The sequence below is a fragment of the Arthrobacter sulfonylureivorans genome, assembly GCF_047607445.1.
Lineage (GTDB): Bacteria > Actinomycetota > Actinomycetes > Actinomycetales > Micrococcaceae > Crystallibacter > Crystallibacter sulfonylureivorans_A.
The window spans coordinates 1-9,139 of record NZ_JBLKRT010000060.1 but is presented as its reverse complement, the minus strand read 5'-3'; the positions used below and the strand labels follow the sequence as shown (position 1 = coordinate 9,139).

General features: G+C 65.8%; 19 protein-coding genes. 4 read left to right on the top strand and 15 right to left on the bottom strand.

Going from position 1 to position 9,139, the window contains the following annotated elements; translation table 11 throughout:
* Positions 1–281: 281 nt before the first annotated feature.
* The 5 genes from ACMX2H_RS18360 to ACMX2H_RS18340 are packed head-to-tail and all read right to left on the bottom strand — an operon-like array spanning position 282 to position 1,969.
* On the bottom strand, positions 282–755 hold the full coding sequence (locus tag ACMX2H_RS18360) for a hypothetical protein (RefSeq protein WP_414962640.1): 474 nt from the start codon (positions 753–755) through the stop codon (positions 282–284).
* Positions 749–1,111 (bottom strand): hypothetical protein, encoded by a 363-nt coding sequence (locus tag ACMX2H_RS18355; RefSeq protein WP_414962639.1) that lies wholly within the window; start codon positions 1,109–1,111, stop codon positions 749–751. The genes ACMX2H_RS18360 and ACMX2H_RS18355 overlap by 7 nt, the downstream gene beginning before the upstream one ends.
* Positions 1,104–1,328, bottom strand: a complete 225-nt coding sequence (locus tag ACMX2H_RS18350; protein ID WP_414962637.1) for a hypothetical protein — start codon at positions 1,326–1,328, stop codon at positions 1,104–1,106. The genes ACMX2H_RS18355 and ACMX2H_RS18350 overlap by 8 nt, the downstream gene beginning before the upstream one ends.
* A complete protein-coding gene (locus ACMX2H_RS18345; protein ID WP_414962635.1) occupies positions 1,325–1,621 on the bottom strand; it encodes a hypothetical protein in 297 nt (98 codons plus the stop codon). Before ACMX2H_RS18345 ends, ACMX2H_RS18350 begins: the two co-directional genes overlap by 4 nt.
* A gap of 60 nt (positions 1,622–1,681) precedes the next feature.
* On the bottom strand, positions 1,682–1,969 hold the full coding sequence (locus ACMX2H_RS18340; protein WP_414962634.1) for a hypothetical protein: 288 nt from the start codon (positions 1,967–1,969) through the stop codon (positions 1,682–1,684).
* Between the two features lie 219 nt (positions 1,970–2,188).
* On the opposite strand from ACMX2H_RS18340, the gene ACMX2H_RS18335 reads away from it, so the two are divergent.
* Together ACMX2H_RS18335 and ACMX2H_RS18330 are read left to right on the top strand one after the other, a co-directional pair.
* Positions 2,189–2,560 carry a hypothetical protein gene (locus ACMX2H_RS18335; protein ID WP_414962632.1) on the top strand — a complete coding sequence of 124 codons (372 nt, stop codon included), beginning with the start codon at positions 2,189–2,191 and terminating at the stop codon, positions 2,558–2,560.
* Positions 2,560–3,987, top strand: a complete 1,428-nt coding sequence (locus ACMX2H_RS18330; RefSeq protein WP_414962630.1) for a terminase large subunit domain-containing protein — start codon at positions 2,560–2,562, stop codon at positions 3,985–3,987. Before ACMX2H_RS18335 ends, ACMX2H_RS18330 begins: the two co-directional genes overlap by 1 nt.
* Here ACMX2H_RS18330 and ACMX2H_RS18325 read toward each other — a convergent pair.
* From ACMX2H_RS18325 to ACMX2H_RS18280, 10 genes are all read right to left on the bottom strand, one after another.
* Positions 3,984–4,337 (bottom strand): hypothetical protein, encoded by a 354-nt coding sequence (locus tag ACMX2H_RS18325; RefSeq protein ID WP_414962628.1) that lies wholly within the window; start codon positions 4,335–4,337, stop codon positions 3,984–3,986. The two genes, ACMX2H_RS18330 and ACMX2H_RS18325, sit on opposite strands and share 4 nt — an antisense overlap.
* A complete protein-coding gene (locus ACMX2H_RS18320; protein WP_414962626.1) occupies positions 4,327–4,749 on the bottom strand; it encodes a hypothetical protein in 423 nt (140 codons plus the stop codon). The genes ACMX2H_RS18325 and ACMX2H_RS18320 overlap by 11 nt, the downstream gene beginning before the upstream one ends.
* On the bottom strand, positions 4,746–4,904 hold the full coding sequence (locus ACMX2H_RS18315; RefSeq protein ID WP_414962624.1) for a hypothetical protein: 159 nt from the start codon (positions 4,902–4,904) through the stop codon (positions 4,746–4,748). Before ACMX2H_RS18315 ends, ACMX2H_RS18320 begins: the two co-directional genes overlap by 4 nt.
* Positions 4,904–5,116 (bottom strand): hypothetical protein, encoded by a 213-nt coding sequence (locus ACMX2H_RS18310; protein ID WP_414962622.1) that lies wholly within the window; start codon positions 5,114–5,116, stop codon positions 4,904–4,906. The genes ACMX2H_RS18315 and ACMX2H_RS18310 overlap by 1 nt, the downstream gene beginning before the upstream one ends.
* Entirely contained in the window at positions 5,109–5,456 is a 348-nt protein-coding gene (locus tag ACMX2H_RS18305; protein ID WP_414962620.1) for a DUF3846 domain-containing protein, read from the bottom strand. The genes ACMX2H_RS18310 and ACMX2H_RS18305 overlap by 8 nt, the downstream gene beginning before the upstream one ends.
* 4 nt (positions 5,457–5,460) lie before the next feature.
* A complete protein-coding gene (locus ACMX2H_RS18300) occupies positions 5,461–5,727 on the bottom strand; it encodes a hypothetical protein (RefSeq protein ID WP_414962618.1) in 267 nt (88 codons plus the stop codon).
* Between the two features lie 54 nt (positions 5,728–5,781).
* Positions 5,782–6,060 carry a hypothetical protein gene (locus tag ACMX2H_RS18295; protein WP_414962616.1) on the bottom strand — a complete coding sequence of 93 codons (279 nt, stop codon included), beginning with the start codon at positions 6,058–6,060 and terminating at the stop codon, positions 5,782–5,784.
* A 188-nt stretch (positions 6,061–6,248) separates the two neighbouring features.
* Entirely contained in the window at positions 6,249–7,094 is an 846-nt protein-coding gene (locus tag ACMX2H_RS18290) for a hypothetical protein (protein WP_414962614.1), read from the bottom strand.
* Between the two features lie 107 nt (positions 7,095–7,201).
* Positions 7,202–7,522 carry a hypothetical protein gene (locus ACMX2H_RS18285; protein ID WP_414962612.1) on the bottom strand — a complete coding sequence of 107 codons (321 nt, stop codon included), beginning with the start codon at positions 7,520–7,522 and terminating at the stop codon, positions 7,202–7,204.
* A 65-nt stretch (positions 7,523–7,587) separates the two neighbouring features.
* Positions 7,588–7,779 (bottom strand): hypothetical protein, encoded by a 192-nt coding sequence (locus tag ACMX2H_RS18280; RefSeq protein ID WP_414962610.1) that lies wholly within the window; start codon positions 7,777–7,779, stop codon positions 7,588–7,590.
* A gap of 196 nt (positions 7,780–7,975) precedes the next feature.
* On the opposite strand from ACMX2H_RS18280, the gene ACMX2H_RS18275 reads away from it, so the two are divergent.
* Together ACMX2H_RS18275 and ACMX2H_RS18270 are read left to right on the top strand one after the other, a co-directional pair.
* Positions 7,976–8,449, top strand: a complete 474-nt coding sequence (locus ACMX2H_RS18275; protein WP_414962608.1) for a hypothetical protein — start codon at positions 7,976–7,978, stop codon at positions 8,447–8,449.
* 420 nt (positions 8,450–8,869) lie between these two features.
* On the top strand, positions 8,870–9,139 hold a 270-nt coding region (locus tag ACMX2H_RS18270), incomplete at its 3' end, for a hypothetical protein (protein WP_414962606.1).

Genomic DNA, 9,139 nt, shown 5'->3' with positions numbered 1-9,139 from the left:
TTTCGGACGTTCCAGCCGCCCAGCAGGGCGTGCTCCATTGCCTCCTCGGCGGTGAACGAGTGGTCCAGCGTGGTGCCCAGTCGGTGCCATGCGTCCTCGCGTGCGGTGACGAACGCCGTGCGGCCTGCGAAGTTTTCCAGCTGATGTGCCATGTGATGCTCCTAAGTGAGTGGGTTGGTGCCTTGCGGTTTGTTTGAACTAATACAACAACAACTAAGTTAGGGCAGGGGTGGAGATAGGGCAAGCCCCGGCTGGCAACCAAGCCAGCCGGGGCGGTAACCCTACAGCCCGAGCGAGGCCGCCAAATGCATCACCAGGGCATCCGCGGACGGGTCCTCAGCCACCCACGGCAGCCCCTTCATCCGGGCAGCTTGGGCGACGGCATCGAGCGGGGTGGCCTCGTCCGCCAGCTCCCTGATGTAGTCCTCGACGCTGTACCGCGGCTTCAACTTCTCCTGCAGCAGCGCCACCACGTCGAGATTCGACACCAGCCGCACCGTGCGGGCGTCGTTGCGCTCATTCAGCACGCGCCAGCGGTCGAAGTCCGGGTGGTCGGAGTCGGCGCAGGCGTAGTGGATGCCGTACAGCCCCGCGCCCTCCCACATGTGCTCTCCGTTGAGCGGCCGGTGGGCGTTCCAGACCACGCGGCGGCTGAACGGGTCGGCAGAGTTGGACTGGTCGAGCATGACCCCCGGGGAGTATGGCTCCTTCCAGCGCAGCGCGTGCACGATGACGCCGGTGTCTGCGGCTACCACGACAGCACCTCGATCGCCCAGGACTCCAGCTCCTCAGCCCGGTTCTGCAGATACTCGCGCAGCGCCGTCTCTGTCGTGTCGTCGCGGTAGAAGCTCGGCATCTTGGGCGCCCAGTCGTCGTACGGCATCTTGTCGATCAGCGACCAGTGCCCGTCCGTGCCCAGCAGCTCCACCTTGGAGTCCTTGATCCTCGTGGTGTCCCTGCCAAACGTGGTGCGCAGCAGCCGCGCCTCCGGCGCTCCCAGCAGCCCCTCCACGGACGTGAACCGCACGAAGTCTGCGGAGTGGATTTGGTTGCGACGGCCGCCGTCTCGCGGGGCGCTGAAGCGCTCCTTGATCTTGACAATGTTAGGCATTGGTTTTCCTTTCGGTGGTGAATGAACTCCAGCGGGCGTGCTCCAGCCGGGCCACGTCGCCGTCCGCTAGTCGGACGACCGCTGAGGCGTGGCTGCCGGTGTGGGGCAGGCAGCTGAAGCAGTGGCAGGGCTCGATGCTGATGACCTCGGCGCCCCGCGCCTGCTGGACGCTGCCCTCGTAGTAGCGCGGCAAGGGCTCGTGTGCGGCCGCGCTCATGCTGCCCGCACCAAGTGCTTGAACAGCAGGACCAGCGCGGCGTCCTCCTGCTCGGCCAAGTCATCCTCGGCGTAAATGACCGAGTTGACCCCGCGGGGCTCCAGCGCTTGGCAGTACGTGCTGATGTAAACCCGGGGTTCGGTGCCGCCGCGCAGCACTGGCTGGACGGTGATCATCGTGTCGCCGTGCTGCCCGGCGCCTTCCCAGCGCCAGCGGTTCGACGGGTCGCCCTTCACCGGCTCGAAACCGGCTTCGGTCAGTGCAGTCTGGACTGCGATGTGGAGCATGGCCATTGGTGGGCCCTTTCGGTTAGGAGTGCCCCGGGACCGGCTGGCCCCGGGGTGCGGATCGGGTTAGGCGAACAGTGCGATCGTGCTGACGACCAGCTCCAGCTCCTCAACGCTGCGGGCCTCAACCCACTCGCCGTCGTAGTAGGCCGAGCGGACGTTGGCCTCGGAGCCGTCCTGCGTGTGGATGGCAACGATGATCCGAGTGGAGTCAAGCACCGGCGCGACGTGGATAGCGCGTGCGATGCCGTCCTTCATTACCGTGCGGACGTAGCCCACGTGGGTCGGAGTGATCACCGCGTCGAAGTCGTGCTCGGTAAGTGCGGCCTGCATGTTCAGCGGGAGGGTTTGCATTGGTCTGCCTTTCGGTTTGTTTTATTGACTAAAACAAACTTACGGCAGGGGCCGGGGCTGGGGCAAGCGTTACCAAAGGTTGCCCGCGTCCCACACGGCACCCCGGGACTGGGCCACGATCAGGCCACCACCCCTACGACGAGTCACAGGAACACAATGGCAAGGAAGGTCACCCCGAGGACCATCAACTATGCGGAGCGGCGGCGTAAGGCGCTGAACATGAGGTCGCTTCGCATGAGCTACCAGCAGATCGCAGACCAGCTCTACAAGGGCAATAAAGGCCACTGCTACAACGACATTCAGAAGGCCATGGATGAGTTGACGCGGGAGCCCGCGGAGGCGGTGCGGCTGCAGGAAATCGAGCTGCTGGACGTCATGGCGCGGGGCCTGATGAGCCGGGCTGCGAAGGGTGACGAGAAGGCGATCCAAGCCATGCTGAAGATCCAGGAGCGTCGCGCGAAGTACCTTGGCCTCGACACGCCGGTCCAGTTGGAGCAGTTGGGCGGCGGCACCGTCTCCGTGGTGTTCGACCCGGCGCTGAACGTGACTGGCATGGCTGAACCCGAACTCGTCGTAGACCCGATCGACTGATGGCTGAGGTTCGTTACGAATACGTCCCCCACCCGAAGCAGGCTGCAGCGCATGCGGTCCTCGTGGACGAGTTGCTGTACGGCGGCGCGGGCGGTGGCGGTAAGAGCCGGTGGGCGCGTGCTGAGGCCGTCAAGGCGTGCATGCAGGTGCCGGGCATGCGTGCCATCATCTTCCGCCGCACGTTTGGCGACTTGGAGCGCTCGGTCGTTGGCCCGCTGAAGCAGGAGATTCCGGCGCAGCTGGGCCGCTACCACGAGTCCAAGCACGAGTGGCGGTTCCGCAATGGCTCCGTGCTGGAGCTGGGGCACCTGCAGCGGGCAGCCGACCTCGACAAGTATCAGGGCGCGGAATATCAGCTCTGCATCTTTGAGGAGGCCACCCACTTCACCTTCCAGCAGTACATCTATCTGAAGTCGCGTCTGCGTGCCGCCGGTGAGGTGAGGGACGCGCTGGAGGCGCTGGGGCAGCGCCCGCGGATGATCCTGACGGCGAACCCCGGCGGCGTCGGCCACCACTGGGTGAAGAAACGGTTTGTGGACCCGGTGCCCCCGGGCAAGGTGTTCCGGGTCCGACCGTCGCTGGAGGAACCGAACCCGGGCACGCGCTGCTACTTCCCCGCCCGCGCCACGGACAACCCTTCGCTGAACGCCGAGTACATGGACGTCTTGAACGCGCTGCCGGAGAACCTGCGCAAGGCGTTGCGGGACGGCGACTGGAATGTGCTGGACGGGGTGCGGTTCGCGCAGTGGTCGGAGCCCTACCACGTCATCGAGCCCGAGGCGCTGCCCATCCCGATGCTGACCGGGCAGAAAGTGATCTGCGTGGACTACGGTTTCTCCGCCCCGTTCGCGGCCGTGTGGTTGTGCAAGCTGCACGACGGCCTCGTGGTTGCCTACCGGGAGGTCTACAAGACGGAGCTGACGGCAGTGCAGCAGGCGGAGCTGCTGCTGGAGCTGTCCCGGGAGGAGGAGGAGACGACCGGCGACCGGATTCCGGTGGTGATGGACCCGGCCATGTGGCGGCGTAACGACGCCGCGGCGCACAAGACCGGCCACCCGGACCTGCCGCCGGTGGGCTCCCCCGCGCACGACTACCAGACCGTGATGGGCCGGACGCCGATCAAGGGCGTGAACGCCCGCGTGCACGGCTGGGGCGTGCTGGACGAGAAGCTGCGAGTCCGCAAGGACGGCCTGCCCCGCTTCCTGACCTACAACACGAACCGCGACCTGATCCGCACGCTGCCCGCGCTGCCCCGGGACAAGAGCAACCCGGAGGACATTGACACGTCGGCGGAGGATCACCTTGCGGACGCGCTGCGGTACGGGCTGATGTATTTGGAGGGGCGGCGCGTGGGCAAGCCGCACAACGGCAGCAGCCCGGCCGGAGCCTCCACGCTCACGGCCGGGCTGCAGGGAGCCGGGTTCTAGCTCGGGTCCAGTCCATCCGTGCAGGCGGCGCAGTTGACCATGGAGGCGTCGTGAGTGACTGCCATGGCGTCCTTGGGGCTTAGTCCGCAGAGCGTTTCTGCGCTGCCCGGCACCAAGAAGCAGGTCCAGTGGTTGTGGGTCGGCGGCGGCGTCCACTGCCACCACTCTTTGCGCCCTTCTGGGAGCTCCTGGGGGACTGCAGCCAGCAGCGCCTTCAGGTCGGCTATGAACAGCGGCGCCGATTCTGCGTCCTTGTCCGTGTAGACCTCGTGGATGCGTCCGCCGGTGTCTTTCAGCCGGTCGAACTGGCGGACGTACTCTCGGACCCGGCCGATGGCTTCAGCGCTCATCGGCGTCCTCCTTGTCGGCTTCCTGCCGGGCGTCGAGCCAGTCGGTGAAGCTGCGCAGCGTGTCGCCGTTGACCACTTCTTCCTTCCAGTCGGAGTAGTCCCCGGGCCAGCGCCGGGTCTGGTCCCAGCCGGTCCCGGCGTCCTCGTCCTCCTCAACGATGGACTCGTGGCGGTCGGCGCAGTCCCCGCACCTGCCGTCGTACCCCTCGCCGTCGTCCAGCGTGTGGTCGTGGCACTCGCGGCAGAGGTTGTCGCTGGCCCACTCCTCCACTGCCTCGCCCATGGCGCTGAGCAGGTCCACGCGCTCCCCGTAGGCGGAGCGGTCCCCGCCGAACTGCTGGTAGGCGCCCTCGTGGTCGAGCGTGAACGCGGTGGCCCGGTTGTCGATACTGATGGTGCCGGTGATCTTCACTTGCTCTCCTCCATGGTGTCGGATACGACGATTGCGGCCAGCTCCAGCGCCCGGTCCAGCTCTACGGCAACCTCGTGAGCGTGGACGGCCTCAGCGTGCTGCAGCGCGGCGCCGATCCGCTGGTGCAGCTCCTGCGCTTCCTCGTGGCTGAGCATCAGTCGTCCGCCCCGTCCTCGATCGCGTCGAACCGCTGGCTGGGCTTGGCCCACATTTCGGTCACGTCGCCGGTTTCAGGGTTGGCCAGCTCCAGCTTGATGCTGCCCTTGGAGTCCACCTTCTTCGGTGTCGCAATGAGGGTGGACGCGCTGCCGAAATGGTAGAGCTTCGTGCCGGGGGTGATTTCTGCTGCGGTGATCTTCTTAGTCATTGCTGCCTCCTTGGATGAGAGTGATGATCTGGCTGAACAGGGTGGCGGGGACGGGGCGCCGCTCTCCGGTGTCGTTGTCGAAGCCGGTGATGACCACCGGCCCGGTAATGGGGTCGCGCGGGTTGTGGCCGCCGAACTTCACGAGGACGACGTGGGCGACGGGGTTGTACTCCAGCCCGATGATCTTGGCATCCTCATTGCCGTAGGCTGCCCAGCCGTCGTCCAGCGGGGACGGCAGCCCCTCGATGTAGCCGCCTACGGCCTGCTGCAGCGCTTCCAGCGTGTTGGGCAGGTCTGCCTGCATTACTGACCCGTCCGGGGCAATAGTGATCGCTTGCATGGGGTTACTTCCCTTCTATGAGCCCGTAGGCGTTGACGCGGTATTCGATGATTTCGATGCAATCTTTGAGCGTTTCGGCGGTCCCGGTGACCGGCGCCTCGCGGCCGTCCTTGCGCGGCCACGCCCAGTTGAGCTTGCCGAACAGGTGCCAGTCCCACGGGTAGTTGTCCCGGCCGTATTCGCCGGTGCGGTCTATCCGGGCTACGACGCGCCCGGCGGGGTCTACGAGGTGGTACGCTCCGGCGTCCAGCTTCTTGCGGGTGAGCTTCATGGCTGCTGCCTTTCGGTTGGTGGGGCGGGCCTCGCGGCCCGCCCCGGGGGTTTGCTACTTGGCGAACTCGTCGGCCATCTTCTCCACAGTGTCCAGCTGCTCCAGCTGCTCCATCAGGGTCTTGACGGCCTCAGTTTCGCGGGCGATTTCGGCTGCGGCGTTGCCCATGTTCAGCTCGGAGTAGTAGACGCCGCGCTCGATCATCTGGCGCTGGCTCCGCATCAGGCGGTCCATGTTGTCCAGTGCTGAGGCGTGCTGTTTCTGGTGCCAGGCGAGCTGGGTGTTGATTGCCATGCGGAGTGCGCCCATTGCGGTGAGCTGGGTCTGTGCCATGTGAAGTGCCTTTCGGTTGTTGTTTGAACTACTAAAACAAACTTACGGCGGGAGGGCCCCGGGGGCAAGCCGGGCGGGGCAACCTTGCGTAACCCGGCGCCCGGCGGCCGTGTGGGCGGCGCTCCCGGGCTGGGAGGCGCGGTCCCGAGTGCTGGGGCGCTCTCGGGCTGGGAGCGCCCCAGGCGGGCCTAGAGGCCGAAGCCTGTCGGGAGGATCGCGCCGTGCTTGGTGTTCTCCTTCATCTTCGCCTTCAGCTTCTTGGCGACCAGCTCCTCCGTGGGGACGCCGTTCAGCTGCAGCAGCTCCACGATGCGGCGGGCCTTGGCCAGCTCTGCGGCGACCTTCGGGGCCTGCCGGGCGGCGTGCTCTGCTTCGCTCTCGTCGTTCGGCTTCATCGGGATGCCGTGGGCCGGGCTGCCGACCTCCGGGTACCATGCGGCGTAGTAGGCTGCGGTCCCAATGACCTGTCCCAGCTCGTTCTCTGCGGCCCGCTGCGACTTGAACACCGCTTCGCCGTCCTCGTTCACGATGGCTGCGGCTGCTGCTGCAGTGCGCTTGGCCTCGCGCTCGGTGCGCTCTGCTTCGCGTGCCTCGCGCTCGGCTGCGAGCTGCGGGATCGTGGTCGGCTTGTTGACCGGCGCGGTCGGGAAGCACACGGTGCAGGCGGCGTCTGCTGCGGCCTCAACCAGCTCCTCCTCGTCGGCGCCGCTGTACTCCGGCAGCCACATCTGCGTGGTGTCCCAGCGGAGCGTGCTGCAGCCGGTCCAGCGGTGCACGTGACCCCCGGGGACGTACACGAAGCGGGTCCAGCGCCCGGCTTCTTCGATCTTGCGCAGCGGCGCGGCCTCGGCCTGCAGCGCCAGCTTCTTCTCGCGCAGTTCAGCAATCCAGCCCTCGTTGACGCGGCGGGCCTTGCTGGCGGACTCGATGCGGTGCTGGGTGATTGCCAGCTCCTGCAGCAGCGGGGCCAGTGCCTCGTCCGTGGTGCGTGCGATCGTGCGGAGTGCCTGCTTGGTGTTCTGTGCGTTCTGCATTGTTCTGCCTTTCGGTTTGTTTGAGCTAATACAACAAACTTACGGCTGGAGCTGGGGCAGGGCAAGCCCCGGCGGTAACCTTGCGGCCCGCCGGGGCAACCTTTGCGTCAGAGGAACCCGTCAATGCTCCCGTCCGGGTTGGAGCGGAAGGCCACGGCGGGCTTCTTCCACTTCAGCTTCACGATGCTCACGCTCGCGCTCTCCTCCTGCGTCGTCTCCACGTCGCCGTCGAACCGCGGGTAATACTGCTGCAGCTCCTCCCACTTCACCTCCTCGCCCATGTCGCGGGCCAGCTCGCGGATGGCCCAGCGGCGGAGCTGCATGGTCATGATGGGCAGCCTCTCGATGCCCGTCCGGGTGATGCGCACCGTGGCGGAGCGGCGGGGGCTGTTCTGGATGACGTCAACGGAGATTTGCATGGTGGTCATGGGGACTGCCTTTCGGTCGGTCGGTTGGTGGTGGCCGGGGGCTGGTTGCCCCCGGCCGGGTGGTGCTACTTGCTGGCGGGCTCCTGGGGGACGAAGCGGACTAGCCAGCGCCCGCGGCGCTTGCCGGTGGTCGAAAGCTCCTTCCAGTAGATGCCCTGCTCGCGCAGGTCCTCGTGGGCGATGCGCAGGGCCCGCTCGTCGGTGTCTGCCTCGACCAGTACGTACTGGCCCTCTGCGTCGGAAAGGATGCGGAGCATGTTGTGCCTTTCGGTAGGTTGTTTGAACAATGCAAACATATTTATAGACGGCCGGGGATGGCAAGTCCTGCGGGTAACCTAGCAGCCCCGCCGGGTAACCCGTAACCTTGGGCCCGGCCCGGGTAACCCGGTTGCCCTGCTCTCGGCATGCGCATATATTTGTTGTATTAGTTCAAACAACCGAAAGGGCAGGGCGATGCAGGCAACAGCAGCAGAACTCAAGGCGATGGACGTTTTCAAGTACGAGGCACACACCTACCGGGTCACGGCAGTCCGCACCGAGCAGGACGGCAGCGTATGGGTCCGCACGGTGGGCAGCGAGTACGAGATGGGCTTCTACAACGACAGCCCGGTGGAGCTGCTGGAGCGAGCCCCGCGCCGCCCGGCTCGCCCGGCAGAGCCCGAGTGGTACGCAGCCAGCCGCAGCAAGGCCCGCGAGTACCAGCGGGAGCTGGACCGGTACAAGGGCTTCGGGGCGCACACCGACGAGGGGCAGGGCTTCATCGTTTTGGACCGCAAGGACGCTCAGGGGCGCACCCGCCGCGAGCATCGCGAGTACACCACCCGGCAGGGGTTCCTCAACGCGCTGATCCGCATGCACTCCAACCCGCAGACGTTCGAAGTGGTAGCGGTCGAGGAGGGCGGCTGGGTCACCAAGGGCACCTACTAGAAATCGGGGCGCCGGGCGGCCGAAAATCGCCCGGCCCCGCCCGGTTTTTACTGATTGGGATGCCCAATGGCGCAGCGTAGCGACTGGTTGGCTGCCCCAATCAGTTGTGGATAACTGGCAAATTCCGCGGGACCATGCGGCGGCAACCCGATGAGTCATCGGATGAGTCATCGGAACAACTAGCAACAGGCAACTAACAACAAGCAACTCGCGCATGTTCCGTTGGGTGCGTGCTTTCGTTTTGTGAATGATTGAAGAAAAAATCAATCAACGTTGGCTTAGGGACGCGGGCGCGTGGGCGCGGGCGTGGGTTACGCCTGGGGGCCCGTGGGTTACCCCGGCCGCTTGCCCGGCCCCCGGCAGGCTCATAGTGTTTGTTGTAGCAGTTCAAACAAACAAGCAACCGAAAGGCAGAAGAACATGGAGCAGAACCAGGCACCGGAGTGGGCAGTTGTTGGGGCAGAGGCTTACATCGAGAACCGCAGCAGCTACGAAGATCGCATCGGCGCGAAGGTGGTCATCACGAAGGTGCTCAAAACCTGCGTGGTAGTCGAGGGCGAGAACCACAACGGCAAGTTTGAACGCCGCTACCGGATCGAGTGGAACGGGTCGCTGGTCCGCACGAAGAAGGCTGGTGCCGACGAGTACGTGGACGAGAACCACTGGCGCCGGGACCGCCTCGTGTCGCTG

Excerpts from the sequence above, each read along its gene's own strand:
- ACMX2H_RS18340 (WP_414962634.1), bottom strand. The coding sequence starts at position 1,969 with ATGCAAACCCTCCCGCTGAACATGCAGGCCGCACTTACCGAGCACGAC.
- ACMX2H_RS18330 (WP_414962630.1), top strand. The coding sequence starts at position 2,560 with ATGGCTGAGGTTCGTTACGAATACGTCCCCCACCCGAAGCAGGCTGCA.
- ACMX2H_RS18285 (WP_414962612.1), bottom strand. The coding sequence starts at position 7,522 with ATGACCACCATGCAAATCTCCGTTGACGTCATCCAGAACAGCCCCCGC.
- ACMX2H_RS18305 (WP_414962620.1), bottom strand. The coding sequence starts at position 5,456 with ATGCAAGCGATCACTATTGCCCCGGACGGGTCAGTAATGCAGGCAGAC.
- ACMX2H_RS18300 (WP_414962618.1), bottom strand. The coding sequence starts at position 5,727 with ATGAAGCTCACCCGCAAGAAGCTGGACGCCGGAGCGTACCACCTCGTA.
- ACMX2H_RS18280 (WP_414962610.1), bottom strand. The coding sequence starts at position 7,779 with ATGCTCCGCATCCTTTCCGACGCAGAGGGCCAGTACGTACTGGTCGAG.
- ACMX2H_RS18345 (WP_414962635.1), bottom strand. The coding sequence starts at position 1,621 with ATGGCCATGCTCCACATCGCAGTCCAGACTGCACTGACCGAAGCCGGT.
- ACMX2H_RS18295 (WP_414962616.1), bottom strand. The coding sequence starts at position 6,060 with ATGGCACAGACCCAGCTCACCGCAATGGGCGCACTCCGCATGGCAATC.
- ACMX2H_RS18290 (WP_414962614.1), bottom strand. The coding sequence starts at position 7,094 with ATGCAGAACGCACAGAACACCAAGCAGGCACTCCGCACGATCGCACGC.
- ACMX2H_RS18315 (WP_414962624.1), bottom strand. The coding sequence starts at position 4,904 with ATGCTCAGCCACGAGGAAGCGCAGGAGCTGCACCAGCGGATCGGCGCC.
- ACMX2H_RS18335 (WP_414962632.1), top strand. The coding sequence starts at position 2,189 with ATGAGGTCGCTTCGCATGAGCTACCAGCAGATCGCAGACCAGCTCTAC.
- ACMX2H_RS18355 (WP_414962639.1), bottom strand. The coding sequence starts at position 1,111 with ATGCCTAACATTGTCAAGATCAAGGAGCGCTTCAGCGCCCCGCGAGAC.
- ACMX2H_RS18310 (WP_414962622.1), bottom strand. The coding sequence starts at position 5,116 with ATGACTAAGAAGATCACCGCAGCAGAAATCACCCCCGGCACGAAGCTC.
- ACMX2H_RS18325 (WP_414962628.1), bottom strand. The coding sequence starts at position 4,337 with ATGAGCGCTGAAGCCATCGGCCGGGTCCGAGAGTACGTCCGCCAGTTC.
- ACMX2H_RS18275 (WP_414962608.1), top strand. The coding sequence starts at position 7,976 with ATGCAGGCAACAGCAGCAGAACTCAAGGCGATGGACGTTTTCAAGTAC.
- ACMX2H_RS18350 (WP_414962637.1), bottom strand. The coding sequence starts at position 1,328 with ATGAGCGCGGCCGCACACGAGCCCTTGCCGCGCTACTACGAGGGCAGC.